Annotated in this window: 22 protein-coding genes; 5 read left to right on the forward strand and 17 right to left on the reverse strand. The window is 57.0% G+C overall.

What is annotated here, in order from left to right; all coding sequences use genetic code 11:
- Positions 1–19: 19 nt before the first annotated feature.
- On the reverse strand, positions 20–796 hold the full coding sequence (locus tag FPY71_RS03210) for a VOC family protein (RefSeq protein WP_149297568.1): 777 nt from the start codon (positions 794–796) through the stop codon (positions 20–22).
- A gap of 85 nt (positions 797–881) precedes the next feature.
- Between FPY71_RS03210 and FPY71_RS03215 the strand changes: the two genes are divergently transcribed.
- On the forward strand, positions 882–1364 hold the full coding sequence (locus tag FPY71_RS03215) for a MarR family winged helix-turn-helix transcriptional regulator (RefSeq protein WP_149297570.1): 483 nt from the start codon (positions 882–884) through the stop codon (positions 1362–1364).
- A 19-nt stretch (positions 1365–1383) separates the two neighbouring features.
- On the opposite strand, the gene FPY71_RS03220 is transcribed toward FPY71_RS03215, so the two are convergent.
- The 7 genes from FPY71_RS03220 to FPY71_RS03250 all read right to left on the reverse strand — a co-directional run bounded on the left by FPY71_RS03220 (position 1384) and on the right by FPY71_RS03250 (position 8811).
- Complete coding sequence (locus tag FPY71_RS03220) at positions 1384–3039, reverse strand: acetolactate synthase large subunit (RefSeq protein ID WP_149297572.1); 1656 nt, start codon at positions 3037–3039, stop codon at positions 1384–1386.
- 104 nt (positions 3040–3143) lie between these two features.
- The gene (locus FPY71_RS03225; protein ID WP_149297574.1) at positions 3144–3884 is read right to left on the reverse strand and encodes an SDR family NAD(P)-dependent oxidoreductase; all 741 of its coding nucleotides are present in this window, start codon (positions 3882–3884) and stop codon (positions 3144–3146) included.
- Entirely contained in the window at positions 3881–4645 is a 765-nt protein-coding gene (locus FPY71_RS03230) for an acetoacetate decarboxylase family protein (protein ID WP_149297576.1), read from the reverse strand. The genes FPY71_RS03225 and FPY71_RS03230 overlap by 4 nt, the downstream gene beginning before the upstream one ends.
- 15 nt (positions 4646–4660) lie before the next feature.
- Positions 4661–5839, reverse strand: coding sequence for an alpha-hydroxy acid oxidase (locus tag FPY71_RS03235; protein WP_149297578.1), 1179 nt, complete (start codon positions 5837–5839; stop codon positions 4661–4663).
- Positions 5840–5872: 33 nt separating this feature from the next.
- The gene (locus FPY71_RS03240) at positions 5873–7141 is read right to left on the reverse strand and encodes a TRAP transporter large permease (RefSeq protein WP_149297580.1); all 1269 of its coding nucleotides are present in this window, start codon (positions 7139–7141) and stop codon (positions 5873–5875) included.
- A 2-nt stretch (positions 7142–7143) separates the two neighbouring features.
- The gene (locus tag FPY71_RS03245) at positions 7144–7644 is read right to left on the reverse strand and encodes a TRAP transporter small permease (protein WP_149297582.1); all 501 of its coding nucleotides are present in this window, start codon (positions 7642–7644) and stop codon (positions 7144–7146) included.
- Positions 7645–7833: 189 nt separating this feature from the next.
- On the reverse strand, positions 7834–8811 hold the full coding sequence (locus FPY71_RS03250) for a TRAP transporter substrate-binding protein (RefSeq protein WP_149297584.1): 978 nt from the start codon (positions 8809–8811) through the stop codon (positions 7834–7836).
- A 136-nt stretch (positions 8812–8947) separates the two neighbouring features.
- On the opposite strand from FPY71_RS03250, the gene FPY71_RS03255 reads away from it, so the two are divergent.
- Both FPY71_RS03255 and FPY71_RS03260 read left to right on the forward strand, forming a co-directional pair.
- Positions 8948–9919 (forward strand): GntR family transcriptional regulator, encoded by a 972-nt coding sequence (locus FPY71_RS03255; RefSeq protein WP_149297586.1) that lies wholly within the window; start codon positions 8948–8950, stop codon positions 9917–9919.
- A gap of 94 nt (positions 9920–10013) precedes the next feature.
- Positions 10014–11264 (forward strand): DUF5996 family protein, encoded by a 1251-nt coding sequence (locus FPY71_RS03260; RefSeq protein ID WP_149297588.1) that lies wholly within the window; start codon positions 10014–10016, stop codon positions 11262–11264.
- 59 nt (positions 11265–11323) lie between these two features.
- Here the strand turns inward: FPY71_RS03260 and FPY71_RS03265 are convergent, their stop codons facing one another.
- From FPY71_RS03265 to FPY71_RS03290, 6 genes are read right to left on the reverse strand one after another with little or no spacing between them, the layout of a single operon-like run.
- Positions 11324–11842 (reverse strand): carboxymuconolactone decarboxylase family protein, encoded by a 519-nt coding sequence (locus FPY71_RS03265; RefSeq protein ID WP_149297590.1) that lies wholly within the window; start codon positions 11840–11842, stop codon positions 11324–11326.
- A gap of 10 nt (positions 11843–11852) precedes the next feature.
- On the reverse strand, positions 11853–12800 hold the full coding sequence (locus FPY71_RS03270; RefSeq protein WP_210246231.1) for a branched-chain amino acid ABC transporter permease: 948 nt from the start codon (positions 12798–12800) through the stop codon (positions 11853–11855).
- A complete protein-coding gene (locus FPY71_RS03275; RefSeq protein ID WP_149297591.1) occupies positions 12764–13624 on the reverse strand; it encodes a branched-chain amino acid ABC transporter permease in 861 nt (286 codons plus the stop codon). The genes FPY71_RS03270 and FPY71_RS03275 overlap by 37 nt, the downstream gene beginning before the upstream one ends.
- Entirely contained in the window at positions 13624–14355 is a 732-nt protein-coding gene (locus tag FPY71_RS03280; protein ID WP_149297593.1) for an ABC transporter ATP-binding protein, read from the reverse strand. Before FPY71_RS03280 ends, FPY71_RS03275 begins: the two co-directional genes overlap by 1 nt.
- Positions 14352–15107, reverse strand: coding sequence for an ABC transporter ATP-binding protein (locus tag FPY71_RS03285; RefSeq protein ID WP_149297595.1), 756 nt, complete (start codon positions 15105–15107; stop codon positions 14352–14354). Before FPY71_RS03285 ends, FPY71_RS03280 begins: the two co-directional genes overlap by 4 nt.
- Positions 15108–15109: 2 nt before the next feature.
- Positions 15110–16327, reverse strand: coding sequence for an ABC transporter substrate-binding protein (locus tag FPY71_RS03290; RefSeq protein ID WP_149297597.1), 1218 nt, complete (start codon positions 16325–16327; stop codon positions 15110–15112).
- A 364-nt stretch (positions 16328–16691) separates the two neighbouring features.
- Here FPY71_RS03290 and FPY71_RS03295 point away from each other — a divergent pair, with 364 nt between their 5' ends.
- Positions 16692–18047: an LLM class flavin-dependent oxidoreductase gene (locus tag FPY71_RS03295; protein ID WP_188052185.1), complete on the forward strand. Its 1356-nt coding sequence runs from the start codon at positions 16692–16694 to the stop codon at positions 18045–18047.
- Between the two features lie 14 nt (positions 18048–18061).
- Here FPY71_RS03295 and FPY71_RS03300 read toward each other — a convergent pair whose 3' ends face one another.
- A complete protein-coding gene (locus tag FPY71_RS03300) occupies positions 18062–18508 on the reverse strand; it encodes an SRPBCC family protein (protein ID WP_149297602.1) in 447 nt (148 codons plus the stop codon).
- Between the two features lie 48 nt (positions 18509–18556).
- On the opposite strand from FPY71_RS03300, the gene FPY71_RS03305 reads away from it, so the two are divergent.
- Positions 18557–18934: an ArsR/SmtB family transcription factor gene (locus FPY71_RS03305; RefSeq protein WP_149297604.1), complete on the forward strand. Its 378-nt coding sequence runs from the start codon at positions 18557–18559 to the stop codon at positions 18932–18934.
- 63 nt (positions 18935–18997) lie between these two features.
- Here FPY71_RS03305 and FPY71_RS03310 read toward each other — a convergent pair whose 3' ends face one another.
- Together FPY71_RS03310 and aspT are read right to left on the reverse strand one after the other, a co-directional pair.
- The gene (locus tag FPY71_RS03310) at positions 18998–20590 is read right to left on the reverse strand and encodes a bifunctional aspartate transaminase/aspartate 4-decarboxylase (protein WP_149297607.1); all 1593 of its coding nucleotides are present in this window, start codon (positions 20588–20590) and stop codon (positions 18998–19000) included.
- Positions 20591–20706: 116 nt separating this feature from the next.
- Positions 20707–22392, reverse strand: a complete 1686-nt coding sequence (gene aspT / locus FPY71_RS03315; RefSeq protein ID WP_149297609.1) for an aspartate-alanine antiporter — start codon at positions 22390–22392, stop codon at positions 20707–20709.
- Between the last annotated feature and the right edge of the window lie 250 nt (positions 22393–22642).

Genomic DNA, 22642 nt, shown 5'->3' on the forward strand with positions numbered 1-22642 from the left:
ATGGCTTGCCCCTTTGGCGTTAGCGTGTGCGTGGGCCGACGAGGCCAAAACGCGAACCCTGATCATCTTCGCCAACAAATGCGAAGCAGTTGCCGGGAATTTCGTCCGGTCCCTGAATCGCAGTTCCGCCAGCCTGACCAAACCGCTCCACCGCGGCATCAATATCGTCGACTGCAAAATAAACCAGCCAACCCGCCTGCCCATTTGGCACCTCGCCCATGACCGCTCCGATGCAGTTCGGCCCGGCATGGATGAAACTGTATTCGCCCAATTCGCCCATGGGCATCCCGCCTTCCTTGCGCAGGCCAAGAAGCGTTCCGTAAAACGCAATGGCCGCATCAGGATCGGGCGAGGTGAGCTCGTTCCATACGGCGTGACCCTGTGGAGCACGCTGGCCGCATTTGAAAGCCTGGCTGTCTTCCTCACTTGCGCCACGCATCAGATAGAACAAGGCACCGAATGGGTCGCTCAGGAACGCGAAGCGTCCTACATCCGGAATGTCAGTCGGCGGCACATGAATGGAGGCACCTACCTGCTCGGCGGTTTGCGCACTGCTGTCCACATCATCCACACCGAAGTAAACCAGCCAGCGCCGAGGCATATCCTCGCCCGCGGGCTGCTGCATAACGCCGGAAACTGCTGTGCTGCCCGCGTTTGCCACGCGATAGTCCAGCTCCGGGGTGGCAGGCATGCGCTCAAACTGCCAGCCAAGCACATGCCCGTAAAAGCGCTCTGCCGCATCGGCATCCGCGCTGATCAGCTCATACCAGATCGGAATTCCCTGCCTGTTTGTCATCGACGTAATCCTCTCCTGAACAGTTGATGAACTCTGAGCCCGTAAACCGACTTGACGATAACGTTGATATCAACATAAATGGCTTATGTCCACCGAAGCTCTCAGCAAGGCGATTGTGCCCTTTGAAACCACACTTCTGGTGCGGGATCATTGCCTGTGTCTGCATGCACAGCGAGCAGCGCGAGCGCTGGCTCGCCGATTTGACGACGCTTTGCGCCCGCTGGGCCTGAAGAGCGGCCAGTTTTCGATTTTGATGTCGCTCAACCGACCACACCCGCCAACACTTGGCGCCGTGGCGGAACTGCTGGCGATGGATCGTACGACTTTGACGGCAAACCTCAAGCCGCTCGAACGGCAGGGCCTGATCCGCGTTCAGTCAGACCAGAAAGACCGGCGCGCCCGCCGCCTGGCTCTGACCGCGAAAGGACAAAGCCTTCTTGTCCAGGCCGTGCCGGTCTGGAAAGAAACGCACGCGGCGGTCGAAGCCGGACTGTTGCCAGGCGGCGGCGACCGTTTGCGCGCTGATCTCAATGCGCTGGTGCGTCACATCGAACGTGTTGATCCCTGAACAAGCTGCAGCCAGCTTGTCATGCGCATTCGACATCCGGTGTGCGGTTGCGCAATTCATCGACAAGCACGCGTGTATTTTCGGAGTAATCGATCGGCACGTCGACTATGTGGACGCCACCCTGGCTAAAGGCTGCCTCCAGCGTTGGCACCAGATCCTCAACCTTGCTGACCCGCGTTCCTTTAGCGCCATATGACTGGGCATATTGCACAAAATCCGGGTTGCCAAAGCTCATGCCAAAATCCGGGAAACCGTCCACTGCCTGCTTCCACCGGATCATGCCATAGGCGCTGTCGTTCAGGATCACCACGACAAGGTTCAACCCCAGGCGCATCGCTGTTTCTATTTCCTGCGAATTCATCATGAAGCCACCATCGCCGCAGACAGCCATGACCCTGCGTTGCGGATAGAGCATGGCGGCCATCATTGCAGAGGGCAGGCCAGCTCCCATTGTGGCCAGCGCATTGTCAAGCAACAGCGTGTTGGCAATGTGCGTGCGATAATTGCGGGCGAACCATATTTTGTACATGCCATTGTCGAGGCAGACGATGCCATCTTCCGGCATGACCTTGCGCACATCGTGGACAATGCGTTGAGGGGTGATTGGAAAGCGGCTTTCCTCGGCGCGATCATTGATATGCGCCAGAATTTTCTGACGCAGATCCAGCATTCCTTCGTCGGCAGTCAGCCGACCCTCCAGCCGTTCACCAAGCCCCTCCACAGTTGCGCCGATATCGCCAATCACCTCAATGTCCGGGTGGTAAACCTGCTCGACCGTTGCGGACTGGTAGCCGATATGGACAACCTTCGGCCCGCCAGCGCTTTTCATGAGGAAAGGCGGTTTTTCGACCGTGTCATGACCAATCGAGACAATCAGGTCGGCCCGTTCGACTGCCTCATGAACATAGTCGCCTTCCGAAAGGGCGGCAGTTCCCATGTAAAGATTGGAACCGCCATTAACCGCACCCTTGCCCATTTGCGTGTTGAAGAATGGAAGCCGGGTGCGGGCTATGAAAGTCGACAGCGCTTCAACAAGTGCTGGCCGGTTTCCCGCAGCGCCGATCATGACCAATGGCCGCTTTGCTGCCAAAATCGTTTCCGCAGCACTGTCGAGAGCCTTTGCCGGGGCAACCGGGCGTTCAATCATGTGGCGCGGAATAACGGTGGCGTCGCCCACATCTTCTGAAGCAATATCCTCCGGCAATTCAAGATGCACCGGTCCGGGCCGTTCCTCCATGGCTACGCGAAAAGCGTCGCGAACCATTGCCGGAATGCTGTCCGCATTGACAATCTGATGCGTCATCTTGGTCAGCGGCTTCATCGAAGCAACAATATCGACAATCTGGAAGCGGGCCTGTTTGGCGCTCATCACCGGTTTCTGACCCGTGATCATGACCATCGGCATGGCACCCAGATGGGCGTAGGCAGCCCCGGTTGCCAGGTTCAGCGCGCCGGGGCCAAGTGTTGCGAGGCAGACGCCAGGTCTGCCCGTCAGGCGGCCATGTGTGGCCGCCATGAAAGCCGCTGCCTGCTCGTGTCGCGTCAGAACCAGTTTGATGCTCGACGTGCGCAGTGATTCCAGAATATCGAGGTTTTCCTCACCGGGCACACCGAAAATGCGGTCAACACCTTCATTTTCCAACGCAGCGACAAACAGGTCTGACCCTTTAGGCATCTTTCGAACTCCCATGGTGACTATCCAGTGAAAAGTGCATGTAGGGCGCGGATCGACAAGCCCTAATACCGTGGATCAAACACTTCCGGGTGAGGCAGCAACTTTCAGGGAAGAGTTGATCCCGCATCGATGACCCAACCTGCACCATTCACATGCGCAGCCTGGTCGGACAGAAGAAATGCGACTGTGTCGGCCACGCTTTCAGGAGGAATCGGTTGATTTCTTCCGGCGCGCTGCACCATGCGCCCGGCTTCGCCGGCCAGTGCGTCGATGGCATGAATCATTCTCGTCTCGACGGGACCGGGCAACACCGCGTTGACCCGGATTTTCGTTCCTGCCATGTCCAGTGCGGCTGTGCGAGTGAGGCCCAGCACTGCGTGTTTGGCCGCAACATATCCCGCAAGACCGGCGCGCCCGCGGATCGCGGATGTCGAGGCGATGTTCACCACCGCCCCGGCTTCTCGCGCGCGCATTCGCATCAGTCCATGGTGCAAACCAAGGAAGACGCCGCGGACATTGATAGCGAGGACGCGGTCGAACATCTCTTCCGGATAGCTGTCAATCGGTGCGAACGCTCCCTCAATCCCTGCATTGTTGACCAGCATGTTGACGGGACCCAGTTCCGCCTCAGCCGCGTCCAGCGCAACCGACCAATCTTGCGATTGGGACACGTCGGCTCTGATCGCAAGGGCGCGGCCACCCGCTTCGGTAATCTCGCGGGCAGTTTCCTCAGCGGCTGCGGCGTCGATATCGACCGCAGCAACCGCTACACCGTCACCAGCCAGGCGCAGAGCGATTGCCCGGCCGATCCCGCCCGCTGCCCCTGTGATAAATGCCGTCTTCAAGGAATGAGCCGTTTGATCAGGCGTCGATCTTCCTTACCGAAACCGCCTGCATAGATGTTCGAAACCATGAACTGCGCCGACAGCACCTCGGGGTTCAGTTCCGTCAGCGGATCGAACCTGGACTCATGCAGCTTCAAATCAATACGGCCCCCGATGGGTGCGCTGTAGGGAAGTGGGAAAGCGCGGTAGACCACATCAGCATAAGCTGTCTCCGGACGCTCTGGATGGGGAATGCGGCGAACGTGAATTTCACCATTCGGCTGCTCCTCGCCATCAACCAGTCGGACGATCGGGGCGGACGCATCCGGCGTGAACGAGAAATCTGCCACGGGCAGTGTGCGGCGATTGACCCAGCCCGAGATTGAGCCATCCTCTTTCTCGTCAAAGGCGTAGGTGCAATCCTTTTTCGTATAACCGAACAGTTCACGCCCGGCCGCAATGCCCATTGGATCCGAACAGAACATGTAAAGATGGGTCTGCGTGAACAGCCCCTCGTATCGGACCGCGGCCGTGACCATCAGGTCAAACATTCTGCCATTGTGCAGCGACAATGTGTGACCGGGAGACGCCATGAACCGGAATGCAACGCGATCATTCACCGGTTCAAACGGTGTGTGCGAAAGGAGGTCACGCAGTTTCGTCTCGTCAACACGCGTGATGACTTCCATATTGCGCAATGTGCATTCCCACTCCAGCGGATAAGCGGGTGCATAGGGAGGCATGACGCCACTGTTTTCATGCATCTTGTAGTTGCCGAACATGTCTGGCTCCTTTGTTTAGAGAGTAGGTCGGCGTCGAAACGGATCGGCGCCGGTTGTAAGGATGGATGGATCAACGTCCTTGATGTTGGTGACACCGCACAAGGCCATGGTGATATCGAGTTCGCGGTGGATGATCTCCAGGCAACGGCGCACTCCAACTTGCCCCATCGCGCCAAGACCGTAGAGAAAGGGCCGCCCGATGTAGGCCGCCTGTGCTCCCAGGGCCCGAGCCCGCAGCAGATCCTGACCGGAGCGGATTCCGCCGTCGATATGGACCTCGGCCTGCTGGCCAACGCGCTCCGCGATTGTTGGAAGCGCACTGATGCTTGACGGAGCACCATCAAGCTGGCGACCGCCATGGTTTGAAACAATGACGGCATCCGCGCCATGATCAATCGCCGACTGCGCATCGTCAGGCGTCATCACCCCTTTGACGATCAGCTTGCGGTTCCACATCTCACGAAGCCAGCGCACATCCTTCCAGGACAATGTCTGGTCGAACTGCTCTGCAACCCAGCCCGCCAGCGAAGAGACGTCCTCGATCCCATCGACATGACCGACAATGTTGCCGAAGGTGCGTCGGCTGGTGCGCGCCATGCCCCAGCACCAGCGTGGTTTTGTCGCCAGGTTCAAAAGGTTCATCAGGGTCGGCTTGGGCGGTGTCGACAAGCCGTTCAGTATGTCCTTGTGCCGCTGCCCCTGGACCTGGAGATCAACTGTCAGCACCAGGGCAGTGCACCCTGCCGCATGTGCCCGTGCCACCAGTCGCTCAATGAACGCGCGATCTTTCATAACATAAAGCTGGAACCAGAACGGTGCACTGGTTGCTTGCGCCACATCCTCGATGGAGCAGATGGACATCGACGACAAGGTGAATGGCACCCCGAAGGCCTGCGCTGCCCTGGCTGCCAATATCTCGCCGTCCGCATGCTGCATTCCTGTCAGTCCCGTTGGTGCCAATGCAAGTGGCATCGTTACCTGTTGACCCAGAATCGTGTCGGTTAAACTGCGATTGGATATGTCGATACCCACACGCTGGACAAAATTCAGGCTGGCAAGGTCGCGTTGGTTTGCCTGATATGTTGCCTCGGTATATGCGCCCGCATCGACATAATCGTAAAACATGCGCGGCACGCGTCGACGCGCAAGCTGGCGCAGATCCTCAACGCAGGTGATCCTCTCAGGGCGGTTCATGGCATATTCCCGGAACATGGATGGGCCATCGGATCAACGCCCGGTCAGCACGAGGCTGAACCATGGAACGAAGATGATGACGATGGTGAAGGCCAGATAGCTGAGGATGAACGGCACTATGGCGCGCATGAACTCGGACAGCGGCGTTTTGGTGATCGTACACGTGGCGAACATGATGGTGCCGACCGGCGGCGTTATCCCGCCCAGATGCGCCATCAATACAAAGATCACGCCATAATGAACGGGATCGACGCCGAGCGCGGTGACCACTGGCAGGAATATCGGCCCGAGGATGAGGATAAGCGCTGTGCCATCTATGAAAGCTCCGGCGATGAGAAGCAGCAAGGCAACCAGAAGCAGCATCAGATGCGCGCTGCCGGTCAGGCCCAGCATTGCTTCAGCAACTGTTTGTGGCACGCGCTCGAAGGTCAGGATCCAGCTGAAGGCGGCCGAAGCGGCCAGGATCAGAAGGATTGCGGAGGTTGACACCACCGTTGACCGGAGGGCGGTGAGGACCTGTCGCCAGTTGGCTTCCCTGTAGGCTATGACGCAGACCGCGGTGTAGACAACCGCCACGCTGGCTGCTTCTGCCGGGGTGAACACGCCCCCGCGAATTCCCACAATGATGATCGCGGGCAGCAGGATAGCCGGTAAAGCCGCAAGGAATGCTCGGCCGAGGGGAATATCCGGGGCGCCTGTTTCCGGCGGCTCCCAACGGTTGCGACGGCTGGTGATCGACGCCTGGACCATCAGCATTGCTGCAAGCAGGAACCCCGGGATGATTGCACCGGCAAAGAGTTGGCCGATTGAAACATTGGTGACGAAGCCGAAAAGGATCAGCCCGATGCCGGGTGGAATCATTGGCGCAATAAGCGAAGTGACCGCAGTCAGCGCCACCGAGTAGCCGCGGGGATAGCCCCGCCGGAGCATCTCGGGAACCATGATCTTGGCCTGCATGGCTGCGTCGCCATTGGACGATCCTGACATTCCGGCCAGAAGCGTGCTCAAAGCAACATTTGTCAGCGCCATTCGCCCCCAGAAACGTCGCGTCAAAACACCTGCGAAGGTCATCACGCGCCGACTGATGCCCGAGATGTTCATCAACTCGCCCGTCAGAATGAACAGGGGCACGGCGATCAGCGGAAAGCTCTGCGTGCCGATAACCAGCCTCTGGGCAAAAATCACGTCCAGCACTGCAGGTTCAAAGAGAACGTAGACCAGAGACAGCATGATCAGGATCATGCCCACCGGAACACCAATCAGCAGCAGCAGGACGAACAGGGCACCGACAGCAGCGAGCATGGTCAGACCTCCGTCCGTGTGAAGGAAACGCGGATCAGGCGAACGAGATAGGAAAAGCTCAGCAAGCCGAAGCCGATCGGCAGCGCGGTGTAGAGCCAGCGTGCCGATATCCGAAGCGAAGGAATCTGGTTCCCTGTCCGCTCGACCAGACTGATGCCAACCTTGCAAAGGTAAATAGATGTCATCAGCAGGAGCGTGTATCTGACAATCACCACCAGGCGTCGGAGCCAGGGGCTTTTGACTCTGTCGATGGCATCGATGCCCATATGAGCTCCGTCACGTTCAGCGACGATGAGGCCAAGGAAGATCAGCCAGGCAAAGAGGACCGTGGAGACATCGTAGGAAAAGATCATCGCGCTGTTGAACCCGTAGCGCATGACCACTGCGGAGAAGACGATGGTAACGATGGCGATGAGTGTCACGATGGCGATGGCGGAAACCAGCTTTGCCAAGCCGGCCTCGACACGGTTAAGCCAGAAAATGGCTCGGCGTTCTGCGGTCATGTTTGATTTTCCCGAGGATCAGCGGCCAAAGGGGCGCAGGCAGGGCCGGGCAGGAGACCTTGAGTGTTTCATGTGATCTTTTGATCACCTGAAATACTCTGACTCTCTGTTCTGTCGAATTGTCTTGCCGTTGAAACGCTGCCGCTCCTGCAAGAAATGCTCCCGTCGCCTGCCAGATGCGCCAGCCGCCTATTTGGAATCGATGATTGCGCGCGCGCGTTCGTAGAGACCAGGTGTCCATTCAGGGAAAGATTCAGCAATGGTTCCGGCACGTTCGGCAAAGGCTGCTCGGTCCACGTCGCTGATGATGGTCATCCCGTTGTCGCGCAGCTTGCTGATTCCGGTTTCGTAACTGGCAATGGAGGCCGCTGACATGGCCGCGCAGGCCGCATCGGCCTCTGTCTGCAGAATGTCCTGATGCTCGGGGCTTAGACGGTCGAACTGCGAGGCGCTGATGACAAGCGGTACGATGTCCTGAATATGGTTCGTCTGGATCAGGAAACGTGCGTGCTCATAGTGACGCTGATCGATGATCGACAATGGGGGAGCCTCTGCCGCATCAATCACTCCCTGCGCAAGGGCCGAGTAAACCTCTGGCCATGGTATTGGCGTGGGCGATCCTCCCATCACGCGCTCGACCATCTGCGTATAGATGGTGACTGGCTGAACCCGGATGGCCATGTCGGCAGTTTCGGCGGGCGAGCGTGCCTCGCGGTTGCGCGTGTACAGATCGCGGGTACCATAGTGCAGATAACACATGACCCGCAGATTGTTCTGGAGAACCTGCTCATTCAGCTGAGTCACAAGATCAGAACCGATAAGACGCTCGACGTCCTCGATGCCGCCATACATGAACGGATAAACGATGATGGAGAAGTCGGGGACGTAATCGGCCAGATTGCCCGCCTGAACCTGTCCCATCAGATCGGCACCGAAAGCCATCTGCTCGACAAGCTGAGCGCTCTCACCCAACTGTCCCGAAGGAAACAAATCGATGCGCACCTGGCCATCCGTGCGTTCCCGAACGCGCTCGGCCATGGCGGCTGCTTCCGTATGAACAAAGTGCGATGGCCCGTTCATATGCGCGAAGCGTATAACTTCTTCAGCCTTTACAACTCCCAAGGATCCTGCGAGCGCAGCGGCGCAAATGATGATTTTATATTTCATGTTCGGTCCCTCCCGACCTGCATAACGCGATCACGTCTACTGTACTTTGTACCCATTGTACAATAGAAAATATTACCTGGTAACCGAATTTGGGCTTCCGAAGCGGTTGCGGAAAAATCCAGCGGGGTGAAGTTCATTGGACGCCAATCAGATCGCCAGCCTTTCCGACCAGGTGCGCGCGCGGCTTGAGGAGCTTATCAGGAGTGGAGCTATCCAGCCGGGTGAGCGGTTGGTCGAGCTTCAGCTGGCACGCGTCTTTGCGGTCAGTCGGTCACCCGTGCGCCGGGCTTTGGTCGAGCTTGAAGCAGGTGGGCTGATCACGTCACAAGGACGTCGCGGCTACCTCGTTAACGGTGAAGCCCGGTCAGATTCGGGTGGATCTGCCCACGTTGATGACATCAATCTGGATCAGTCTCGACATTGGGAACGCATCTATGCCTCGGTAGAGCAGGACGTTCTGACGCAGATGCTTTATCAGCCCATAAAGATCAACGAGGTGCGTCTGGCAGAGCATTTTGAAGTCAGCCGCACCGTGACACGTGATGTTCTGGCCCGCATGCACGGCTTGGGGCTGATCGCCAAAAGCCGAAGTGGGGCATGGATCGCAAACCAGCTCACGTCTGACACGATCCGCGATCTGTATGAACTGAGAGAGCTTCTGGAGCCAAGAGCCCTCAAGCTGGTTGCCCCGAGATTGGAGCCGCGACAAATCGAGCAGGCAAAGATGCGCATCCGTGAGATACTCCGGAATGAAATCGTGGATGGTGCCAGCTTCGACCGGATTGAACGCGACCTTCATATCGACATCATCGGGGCTTGCCCGAATAAGGAAATCGTCACGGCCCTGAAACGAACGCATGTCCTGTTTGCTCCGACACGCCATTTGCTCGACCCTGTGCTGGGCATTCCGCTTTCGCAAATCGAAGACGCGTTAAAGGAGCACCTCGAGATTCTTGAGCATCTTGCAAGCGGTTCTGCAAAGGCCGCAGCGGATCATCTGGCCGCTCACCTTTCGGGCGCCATTGATCGCTGGCTTGGAAGACTGGACCATGCTGGGCCGAGCTGCGTTACCCCCATGCCTGTGTATCTGTCAGCATTCAAAATCTAGAGCTACAGATCAAACACTTCTGGGTTACCCTATGGCTATTGACGCGGGTAACCTGCCAGAATGCTGTGATGTAAAGCTGTAAGGATGAGAGAAAATGAGCAGTCAATGGCCTCACCTCGACTATCTCGGCTGGCGGGAGACTTGCTCCGCCCTGCATCTTTACCTTCAGATTGCGGGTAAGTATCGGCTGGCACACACACCGTGGCTCAACCACTCCTGGAACGCGACTTTCTATGTCACGCCGATCGGTCTGGCTTCATCACCCATACCCGACGGTCCGGGCATTGAGATATGGTTCGACCTTCGCGAGCATAAGGTTGTTGGCACATGCGGAGAGGGGCGCACCGCATCTTTCCCGCTTGGACCGTCAACGGTTGCGCAGTTTCATGCCAGCTTCGTCAATCTCATATCGGAGCTTGGCGGAACGCCGGCTTTTGACGGCGCACCCAACGAAGTGCCGTATCCGGTGCCGTTCATTGAGGACGACCGCGAGCGGCCTTATGATCGGGATGCCGTGCACCGCTTTCATCAGGCCTTGGTGGCTGTCGACAGAGTGTTCAAAACCTTTCGCACTTCCTTCATCGGCAAAGCCAGCCCGGTTCACCTGTTCTGGGGCAGTTTCGATCTGGCCGTTACGCGGTTTTCGGGCCGGCGCGCTCCGCTGCATGGCGGAGGCGTTCCAGCTTTGCCAGACGATGTTGCGCAAGAGGCCTATGATCGGGAAGTGTCATCCGCAGGGTTCTGGCCGGGCGGCGGCGGGCTGGATTATCCGGCTTTCTATGCTTACGCCTATCCAGCGCCCAACGGCTTCAAAAACTTCCCAGTCGGGCCGGATGCCGCCTTCTGGAGCGAGGATTTGTCGGAGTTTGTTCTGCCCTATGATGCTGTGCAATCTTCGGCAGACCCGGACAGGGCTTTGATGGAGTTTCTGGTTACCACCTATGAGGCCGCCGCGGACCTGGGAAAATGGGACCGGGATCTTCTGGAATGTGCACAGGGCAAGCCGCGTCAGGTGCGCCCGCCGGACGCGGAAGCGGCAAAGGCCGCCGCAGCAGTGGGTGACGAAACCGTTGAGCGAGAAGACGGCGCTGCGAAGGGGCGATACTGGATTGTTGTCGACGGGGTTGAAGCCGAAATGACCTATAGCCGGGCGGGCGAAGACCTGATCATCATTGACCACACCGAAGTGCCGGGCGCGCTGCGCGGGCGCAAGGTTGGCGAGCGGCTGGTGCGTCAGGCAATTGAGGATGCCCGACGCGACGGGGTGGCCATCATTCCGCTTTGTCCGTTTGCAAAAGCCCAGATTGATCGTCATCCGGAATGGCAGGATGTGCTGCGTCGTTAAAAAACGCCCTGCCATCGGTGCAGAATCTCTCCAATGGCAGGGTAACGATCTGTGGAATTTCAGGCTGAAACCTGAAGAACGTCATTAAAGCGGTTAAAGGCACCGCACAGCGCAATGCGCCATGTCAGCTCAACAATCTGCGCGTCTGAGAAATGCTTGCGCAGATCTTCCAGCACCTGATCGCGAATGCGGTGCCAGTCACTTGAAACCGCAATGGCGTAGTTGACAACCAGCCTGTCAACGTCGGTGAGTGCCGGATAGGCCTGCAATTCTTCAAGCGTTTCCACACCTTCCAGAACAAGGCCAGCGACTGCCAGCTTCGGCGCGTGCTGGTCAATGCAGAAATCGCATTTGTTCACCAGCGAAACCGTGATGATGGCTAGCTCAAGATAGCGCTTGTCGAGAACGGCTTCATCCGAAAGCTGGGTCAGAAGCTTCCACATATGCTCAAAAACCGGAAGCCGGTTGGCCATAACACCGGCCTGGCCGGCAAAAGGGCCATAGGCAAGCATCTTGTCCCAGAGCGGGCGCAGCTCTTCGGGAAGATTTTCACGGCCAAGGGCTGGGACACGGGGCATGGCTGTTTCCTTAAGTCTGGGAGTTATGAGAGATACGCAAGGTTGGGCGTTCGCGGCCAAATCCGCCTGGCTTGACAATCAACAGAACAACCAGTGCCACGCCAACAGCGATCAATCGTAGCGAGGCAAGAGTTGCGCCATCAAGGCCCGGCACATAATCCACCAGAAAACGGCTGCCTTCCAGCAGAAATACCAGAACAAAGGCCGCGAGCAATACGCCCGGATTGCTGCCGCGGCCACCCACAACCACCACCATGAATGCATATGCGGTGATGATGGGGGTGAATTGCGTCGGGTCGATATAGCCGTAGTAAAAAGCGTGCAGTGAGCCGGCAAGGCCAAGAATGGCACCGCCAAGCGCAAAACTGCGCAGACGAATTGTCAGAACGGAACGACCGAGCGAACTGACAATATCGGGATCATCTCGCGTTGCCCGCATCAAACGGCCAAAGGGCGAGGCAGAGATGAGAGTCAGGGTCACATAGACCACCGCGAGTGCACAGATGGCAAAGGCCACGAACAGGATATCGTTCCACTGAACGGGCACCAGTCCGGCAAACGGGCGGGTGATACCCGAAACGCCCAGAGTGCCAAATGTCAGCCAATCCTCATAACTGATGAACAGACGGATGCACTCGGCAAAACCCAGTGTGACAATAGCCAGATAATCTTCGCTCAACCGGATTGAAATCAGACTGACCAGAGCAGAAATTGCACCCGTAGCGACAATGGCAATGCTCATTGCGACAAGCGGGCTCAACTCCAGTCGAACGACCAGCAGGCCGCAAATGTAAGCTCCGAGCATATAGAAGCCGAACAGACCAAAATTGACAAGCCCACCCATGCCCCATTGCAGGTTGAGTGCCAGACCGGCGAGGGTGAAAATGACAACGACGCAAAGCGTGGCGATCAGATACGGGATCATCGCTGCACCCACTTCGTTCCAAACAAGCCCCATGGGCGGATCATCAGCAATGCCGCCATAATGGAGAAAGCAACAATCATGCGATAGTGCGGAGGCAGAAAAAGCGTTGATATCTCTTCCGCCAGCCCTAGAACCAGCGCACCGGCAACCGCCGCCATCGGGCTTGCAATCCCGCCAAGAATTGCGGCAGTGAAAACGGGCAGCAGATAGTTCCAACCCATTTGCGGCTCTATGCTTGTATCCAGGCCAATCAGCACACCGGCCAGTGCTGCAAGGGCGCCGGAAATGACCCAGACGGCTGCGATGACGCGCCCCCGCGCAATGCCCCGAACCGAGGCCAGAGCCGAATTGTCGGCGACCGCCCGCATGGCGCGGCCAAGGCGGGTGAAGCGGAATATGAGCCAGACGAGGATGAGCGCGCTGACAACCGTGATCAGAATGATCAACTGTTCCTGATTGACGCGAATATCCCAGAAGCGTTGCGGCCGGGCAACCGGCACATCGAAGCTGCGCGGCGAATTGCCAGCGAACAGGCGAACCACATTTTCAAGCGCAATGGCCACGCCCATGGATGCCACAAGCAATGTCAGGCCGGAGCGCTCCCGCATCTGGCGATAGACGAGCCAGTCTATCATGACCGCAAGTGCAGCGACGGCAATGGTTCCCGCCAGGGCGGCCGCCAGAATAGGAAGCCCCAGAGCAACATTAGCCCACCAGGTTACAAAGGCACCAACGGTGACATAAGAACCGATTGCATAGTTGGCAAAGCGCAGAACGCTGAACGACAAGGCAAGGGCAAGGGCGGGCAAGGCAAGGATCATGCCGGTTGTCAGCCCGTTGACGATCAACTGGCCCATCACGCGCCTCCAAGGTAAAGGCGGCGTATTTCAGGAGCAGCCAGAATTTCGGATGCTTTGCCGGAAAGCTTCACTTCACCTGAAACCAGAACCAGACCGCTATCGGAAGCGCCCAGACCTAGCCTCGTGTTCTGTTCAATCAAGAACAGGGTAACACCGGAGCGCGCAATCCGTGAAATGATCTCGAACAGCAGTTCCGCATTTCGGGGAGAAAGGCCTGCGGAAGGCTCGTCCAGCGCCAGGACCGAAGGTTCCGCCATCAAGGCTGATGCCATGGCCACCATCTGCCGCTGTCCACCGGACAAGAGCCCGGCGCGGGCTGAAAGCCTGGAGCGGATTTCCGGAAAAAGCTCCAGCACTTCGTCAAGCCGCTTGTCAAAAGGCGTCACGGATTTGCGTTGGATGAAATCCAGGCCAAGCCGCAAATTTTCCAGCACCGTCATATTGGGAAAGACATTCGCTTCCTGCGGCACGTAGCCGATGCCGGCATTGGCGCGTTGCGAGGGTGACAGCGGGGTAATGTCTTTACCGTCCAGCAGAATACGGCCCTGTGTCGGTCGAAGCAGCCCCAGAACCGTCTTGATCAATGTGGATTTGCCTGAGCCGTTTGGCCCGACAACGGTCAGGATTTCCCCGGCATTGGCGGTGAAGCTCACCTCATGCAGAACCGGCTGGCCACCATAACCGGCAACCAGGCCATCCGCAGCAAGGCTTTTTGCGGTGAAGCTCATGCGCCGACCCCAAGATAGGCACGGGCCACATCATCATTGGCCGTTACCTCTTCAAAGGTTCCATGCGCAACAAGCCTGCCCTCTGCCAGCGCGTAGACCTGATCGCACAGCGCCGCGACCATGCCCATATTGTGCTCCACCATGCCGAATGAGATGCCTTCGGCCACCAGACTGCGGATGAATTCGGTTATCTCGGCAATTCGTGTCGGGTTAACGCCCGCACTTGGTTCATCAAGCAATATGAAACGAGGCTCCAGCATCAGCACCCGGCAAAGATCGAGAAGCTTTTTCTGACCGCCGGAAAGCGCGGCAGACGGTTGATCTGCCAGCCGCCAGAGATCAACGCGAGACAGAAGCTCGCGCGCCTTTTCGATCATGATTTCCTGACGGTGCCTGATGGCGTTGCGGCGGAACAGAGCCGCACCAATGCCTTCGAACTGGCGCTCAGGCTGCGCCACAAGCAGATTTTCCACGACCGTCAGGCCAGCCAGATCACGTGATAGTTGAAACGACCGGCCAAGTCCCAGCCGCGCACGAATGACCGGCGGGCGCGAGGTAATGTCTTCATCGTTGAAATACACCTGACCGGTGGTCGGAATAACCGAGCCGGCAAGCACCGAAAACAGCGTGGACTTGCCCGCGCCATTTGGACCTATCAGCCCGGTCACCATGCCGGGCTTGAGCTGGACAGATACCCCGTCCAGCGCCTTGAACCCGTCATAAGTGACTGTGAGATTGCGGCCTTCCAACATTTTCAGCGAATGACGTCCACCAGCTCGCTCTCGCCATCCTTGATCACGAAATGGCCGTAAGCCAGGTTTGACTGATCGCCATTGGCTTCAAAACGAAAATCAGATGCAGCACCCGAGTAACGGAAAGGCTCACCGGCGCGCAGCGCTTCAAGCGCCTTGACCGGATCACCGATCGAAGGGGCATCGCTGTTCACCAGTTCGGGAAACGCGGCACCAAGGTCAGCGCCTTTGGTCGAGCCGGTTTTTTCAATCGCCAGAGCCGTCAGCACAATCTGGTCAAACACCTGAGCGCCAAAGCTCATGACCGTTCCTTCCGGCTGGCCGATGCTGTTCAGGTAAAGGGCATAGCTCTCAGAGTTTTCAACTGGCACATGCTGGGTGTGGTGCACGCCTTCCGCCAGTTCCTTGCCAACATTGGCAACAAACTGGCCATTGGAGCCAGCAGCATTGCCGTAAGCATAAATTGTCCCCTCATACCCGTTGCGATAGGCCTCTTTCACAACGGCTGAAAGCTCGTTGACATAAGCCGCAACAAAGATGGCCTCCGGGTCGCCTTCAAGAATCTTGTCAACTTCGACGCGATAGGAAGGCTGGTTTGGATTGAAAGGAATCTCCTGGAGAATTTCACCGCCGCCCGCGGTGAATGTTTCCTTGAACGGCTGAATGGTGGACAATGTAAACGGGGTTTGAAGAACAAGAACGGACGCCGTCTTCACATCGTCATTCAGAAACGCCTTTCCGAACGCGTCACCCCAGTCTTTGCCATTGGTCTGGAAACGCCAGACCAGATTTTGATTGTCGCCCTGGGTAATCTCGTCCGCCGAACCGTTGGTTGTCAGGAGAACGCCTTTTTCAATGGCAATCGGCTTGACGGCAAGGGCAACCGCACTGGACCAGATGCCGGAGATTGAAACGACGCCATCAACGTCAATCAGCTTGCGCGCGGCTGCAACACCAGCGGTTGGCTGCGTTTCATCATCGGCAACAATCAACTCCAGTTGGCGGCCCAGAACGCCGCCTGCTTCGTTGATGATTTTGACTGCGGCACGGGCCGCGTCTTCTTCTTCCTTGCCATACGGGCCGCCCGAACCACTGAACGGGGCAAGCAGGCCAAGCTTGATCGGGGCTTCCTGCGCAAACGCAGGCAGGGCCATTCCGGTCATTGTCGCCAAAAGTGCAACGCTCATCAGTGAGCGGCGTGTGAGGTCAGTCAATCCCATACGAATTCTCCTTAGAGCATTTCCCGTCGAAACGGTGGCGTTTCAACGGCAAGACAATGCGACAAAGCCAAAAGTCGGATCGTTTTTCGGCGATCATCAGATCGCCTGGAACGGTCCTGGCGCGGTCCAGTTGGATGCTGTCCAAGCCTTGGTCCTGAGAGCACGGGCAACGTGGCCAAGGTTGAAGGCTGTACTGAGGGTAGGTAAGCTGGCGCCGCGAGTACGTTTCTTTGCACAGGGTGTCAATTAAAGAGCACGCGAACAGCAATGAAACGCAAAGCCCGGTTTAAGTCGGTCTGCGTTTGGAGCAACACATTCGCCTGAGGCCAGAAGTTATAGAGTTTTATTCCTGTGAGGCGCGTTGATGGCCAAAGAGCTGCGAATCAATACATTTCAAATGTGTGCACCGATTCATAACTGGGCGGGGTTGTGGCGGCTGCCGGGTGACCGCGCGGTGGATTACAACAAGCTCGACTACTGGACAGATATGGCCCAGACCGCAGAGCGCGGTCTGCTTGATGCAATTTTCATTGCTGACGTGTTCGGCGTCTATGATGTGTATGGCGGCTCTCCGGATGCCGCTTTGCGCGCTGGTGCACAAATTCCCAACATGGACCCGGTGGTGCCGGTTTCCGCCATGGCGCACGTAACCCGCAACATCGGCTTTGGCATCACTGCCAATCTGAGTTTTGAGCATCCGTTTCAAATGGCGCGCCGGTTTTCCACGCTCGATCATATGACCGGCGGGCGCATCGGCTGGAACATCGTGACCGGTTATCTGGAAAGTGGTGCGCGTGGAATGGGCCGCTCCGTGCAGACAGAACATGACGCGCGTTATGATCTGGCCGAGGATTTCATGGCCGCAATCTACAAGCTTTGGGAATCGTCGTGGGAGGAGGGCGCTGTTGTGCGCGATGCGGAGGCGGGCATTTTCACCGACCCGGCTCGCGTTCACAGGATCACGCATAATGGGCCGCATTTCCAGGTTGATGGAATTCACCTGTCAGAACCATCGCCACAGCGTACGCCCGTGCTGTTTCAGGCCGGAACATCGGAGCGGGGCCGACAATTCGCCGGACGCCATGCCGAATGCGTTTTTATCAATGGCCCAACGCAGAAGATTGCTGCCGGTGCGGCCGGCAAGCTTCGCGATGCCGCTGAGGCTGCCGGACGCAGCGGCAATGACCTGTCACTGTTTCTGGCTGCCAATGTCATTATTGCACCCACCAGTGCCCAAGCGCGTGAGTTGCATGCGGAATATTCCCGCCACCTGGATGCAGCCGGACAGCTTGCGCTTGTATCGGGATGGACAGGCATGGACCTTTCAACGCTTTCGCCGGAAGATGTAGTGCCGTTTGCCCGCACCAATGCAATACAATCAACCTTGGAAAACATAACGGCAAAGGCGCCCAGACCCGTACTGGCGAAAGATCTGGTCGCGCTCACTGCAACGGGCGCTCGTGCGCCATTCATTTATGGAACGGCATCCGAGGTAGCCGACCAGTTGCTGGAATGGGCTGAGGCAACCGGTGTTGACGGCTTCAATCTGGCGCGACTGTCGGTGCCCGCCACGCTCAATTCGATTGTAGACCAGCTTGTGCCGGAGTTGCAGGCGCGCAAACGGTTCAAGACAGCCTATGCAGATGGCACATTCCGCCAGAAACTTGGCTCACCTTCGGCGCGGCTTATGGCTCCGCATCCCGCGCGGCTGCACGGGTGAAGGGGTGCCTGAGGCTATTTGTAAAAGCCGGAACGCAGGTTGATGCCATATTCAAGCCAGGCTTTCATGGCGCACAGCATTCCTGTCCAGCCTTCACAATTGCCAAAACAGGCCTTTGCGCCTGCTTCTGTATCGGGCCAGCCGAATTCGCTGATCCGCACAAGTGTTCGCCCATCGTCCAGCGCCGCAAACGTCATTGTTACGGTTGTCCAACTGCCCGGAGCGCCATCCGCTTCCCATTGCAGAATGATTTTTTCGTTCTGCACAACTTCCTGAACATGGACCGGGAAAGCTCCGGGAAAATCATGAAAGTCCCATGAAACTTCCGCTCCGGTTTCCAGGCGGCCCTTTGCACCGCCTGTGGTGAAATATTGCGAAAGCCTGTCCGGGGCCACCACCGCCTCGAACACCTCTTCCACCGGTTTGGATATCCGCCCGCTGACCGTGAATTTCAGTTCCATATCGCAATCCTTCTTGCCATGCGTGATTATGTGTTATAAAAATATAACATGTCAATTGATGATCAGGACGACGCGCTTTTCAAGGCCCTTGGACATCGAGCCAGACGGCAAATTCTGGATTTGCTGAAACGTTCTCCGATGACCACAGGCCGGCTATGTGAGACTTTGCCGGAGCTGGACCGGTGCACGGTCATGCAGCATCTCAAGGTACTGGAAACCGCAAGGCTGGTGATTGTCGAGCGAAGGGGGCGCGAGCGTTGGAACCATCTCGATGCTCTGCCAATTCACGCAATTCAGCAACGCTGGATAGGCCCCTACGCGGTCCACGCGATTGGTGTGTTGAGCAGCCTGAAAAATGTTCTGGATGCTGAGCCGGAGCAAGCCAAAGACGAGGCGGTATTGATTGCTGATTCAACCGATCAGTAAATGATAAACCCGGCGGAGAGTATCCGCCGGGTCTGAAAATGATTGCGGTTGAAACTGAATGGATCAGTCTTTCTTCTTTTTTGAATAGGTCTCGTAATATTCATCGGCCATTTTGCGAAGCGAACGGCCGATAGCCGCATATTCATATTCATTCAAATTGGCCAGTGAAGCACGCCCGGAAGGGTGCTGCGTGCCAAAGCCCCGACCCGGAAGCAGCACGATGCCGGTTTCATCGGCAATGCGGAACAGAAGTTCATTGGCGGTGAATTCCTTCTTCACCCATTGTGCAAACTTCGCGCCATACAGTTTGAGCGAAACGGTTTCCAGGTCGATCAGCGTGTAATAATCAACCGAGTTTTCATTGTCCGGCATGTCAATGCCCAGTTCCGCGTAAAGTGCGGCCTGCCGGCGACGGATGACGCTTTTCAGGGTTGATTTGTAGTTGTCATGCTCATCCATCAGCGCAAACAGCGAAAACAGAACCATCTGAACCTGCTGGGGTGTGGAGAGACCCGCCGTGTGGTTCAAGGCAACCGTGCGGCTGTCTGCCACCAGACGGTCGATGAACTTCAATGACGGTACGTCAGTGGTGATGGACGAATAACGCCGCTCCAGCAGTTCCTTGTCCTTTTTGGGCAGGTTGCCCAGGGCAACATCCAGAACGCTGTCCTGTTGCAATGCCACCGCGCCCAGCCGCCAGCCCGTTGCGCCGAAATATTTGGAATAGGAATAGACGAGAATGGTGTTGTGCGGGCAAACCGCAAACAGTGATTTGAAGTTATCGGCGAAGGTTCCGTAAACGTCATCTGTCAGGATCATCAGATCTGGCCGATGATTTTTCACAATGTCGGCAATTTTGTCCAGGCTGCGGTCATCCAGCTTCACCGATGGCGGGTTGCTTGGGTTGATGCAGAAGAAAATCTTGATTGCAGGGTCTTTCAACTTCTCCAGTTCCGCATCCGGATACTGCCAACCGGCGTCCGGATCTGCGTTGATTGCAACCTCCTTCAGGCCATAAACGTCCAGTTCCGGAATTTCGATGTATGGGGTGAAGACCGGCATGCCAATCGCCACCTTGTCGCCCGCCTTGACCAGCTGGTTCTTCTTCAGCGTATCAAAAATGTAGGTCATTGCGGCGGTGCCGCCTTCTACCGCAAAGACATCAATGTCCTTGGCCGAGATGTTGCCGCCAACCATTTCCTTGGTCAGGTAATTGCGAACAATCTGCTCGCTGACGCGCAGCATGCGTGGTGGCACCGGGTAATTGCAGCCCAGTATGCCTTCCACCATTTCGTGCAGAAAGTCCGAGGCGGACAGGCCAAGCTGATCGCGAACATAGCTTAGGGCGCGTCTTAGAAAATCCACACCTTCAAGGTCGCGGTTGTCGCTGGTGAAACGCTCGAACCGGGCTTCAATTCCATCGATCCGCGGTAAGCCGCCGACGCCCTGCTGCATATAGGAAAATGACAGTTCCGACTCCGCCGCCGCAAACAGACCCAGCCGAAAGAAGCCGCGTCGTGGCAAGGTAGCGAGAAAATTGGGGTTGCCACGGCCCGCATTCAGCATGGCAACATTGGCTTTGCCGGAGGCCAGCTTGATAAGTTCGTCTTTCAGTTCAAACGGGCTGAGTTTGGCGAACTGGCTGTAATCTGTCATTTTGTTTCACTCCAGGTCTGATGGAAGCATTGCTGGTAACGCACGTCAAATTGAGGCGGAAGGTGCTTTAACTCACTGTTTTACGGGCATTTATGCCCTTTCTGGTCATGTTCGGGCTACACAAATGCCACGACCAACGGGCCAAGCAGCGTCAGAAACACATTGGCCAGGGCATAGGTGATGGCGAAGGGCGTTGTGGGTACAGAGTTGCCCGCCTTGTCCAGGATTTCACCAAAGGCCGGGTTGGCGCTGCGAGAGCCCGACAACGCGCCGGCAAAGACCGCAACATTCTGGTAGCCAAGGAAATAGCGCCCAACCAGCATTGTGATGATGAGCGGCAGGATGGTTACGACAACGCCAATCAGGAAAATGGAAATGCCGCTTTGCATGATGGTTTGCACCGCCTGCTGGCCCGATTGAAGGCCAACCACGGCGACAAAGCCTGCAAGTCCCAGGTCACGCAGCAATGTTGATGCTGCTGTTGGCATGTTGCCCATTGTCATATGCCGGCTGCGATACCAGCCGAACACCAGGCCGGACAGAAGCGCACCGCCACCCGCACCCAGTGTGAGCGGAATGGAGCCAATGCGAAACACCAGAAGGCCCACAAGCAAGCCTGCTACAAGGCCAAGACCGTGGAATACGAAATCCGTTTTGTCGCTGGGGACGATTTCCGGGCCAACCAGTTTTGCCATGCGTTGCAGGTCTTCCTGCACACCGTGAACGGTAACAATATCTCCGGCCAGGATGGTTGTGCCTTCCGTCAGCTCCAGCTTGCTGCCGCCACGCGTTACCGCAATGACATAAATGCCGTGCCGCAACTCGCTGCTGTTGGAAATGATCTGCCCGACCGTGTGGCCGACGAAATCCTTGCCGGTGATAGCAATGTCGCGGGTGGTGACAACAAGCTCCATACCTTCGGCACCGGGTGTTTCCGTGCCAAGCCGGCTTTCCAGCCCGATCACACCGGCCCGCCTTCCGACAACAAGCACAAGGTCACCAGACTGCAGTTTCAGGTCCGGCTCCACGCCGATGATCTTGCCATTGCGCTTGATGCGCTCAATGGTGATGGCGGCTTCGGGCAGGGCGCTTTCCACAGCGTGGACCGTTTGCCCGGCTCCCGCCGATATCTGATAAATTCGGCCAACCAGTTCGGGCAATGCCGGGGCTTCTCCGGGTCCATAGACCTGCGCGCCCTTCAGCATCTCTGCTTCCGCCTTGACCGCATCGTCACGAATGCTGCGCTTCATGAACCAGGGCAGGATGTTGACGCAGACAATAATCGCGCCGAATGATCCGAAAATATAAGTGACAGCATAACCAATGGCGACATTGGCCTGAAGCCGCTGGGCCTCGTCCGCTGCCAGACCAAGCTTGTCGATAGCCGAACCAGCGGTTCCGATAATGGCCGATTGTGTGAGGCCGCCAGCCGCGATACCTGCCGCCAGCCCTTTATCGAGGCCAAACATCTTTGCCAGCACAATAACTGTTGCCAGGCCACTGATGGCCAGAACAGCAGCCATGACTATTTCGCGAAACGACTGGCGACCCAATGAGCGGAAAAACTGCGGGCCACTTTCAAAACCGACAGCATAAATGAACAACGCAAAGAGAACGGCCTTGATTCCATTGTCGATCTGTACGCCAAACTGGCTGATGACAACCGCCGCAAGCAGTGAGCCAGCAACACCGCCGAGCTGAAACTTGCCAAACTGGAACTTGCCTATCCAGTAACCGACGGCCAGTGACAGAAATAGCGCAACCTCTGGTGATTGCTGAAAAATCTCGGTGACAAAGGACATTCATGCTCCTCTGATGATCTCGATGCTGGTTGCCCATACGATGGAGCAATTGCCTGCATGGCTGCGTTCAGGTCTGGCACAAAAGGTAAAACAATGGTTTCCCGATCGTTTTACCAACTTATGATTTTGGAATATTGTCGAGAGTGCAACCAGATGTCTAGGGAATGCTTTGCCAGCACAAAAAAACACCGTCACGGCCGATCGGGCTCGTGACGGTGCTAGCAAACCGTTGAAGAAAAAGTGGAAACTC

The sequence above is a fragment of the Aureimonas fodinaquatilis genome, assembly GCF_008369445.1.
GTDB lineage: Bacteria > Pseudomonadota > Alphaproteobacteria > Rhizobiales > Rhizobiaceae > Aureimonas > Aureimonas fodinaquatilis.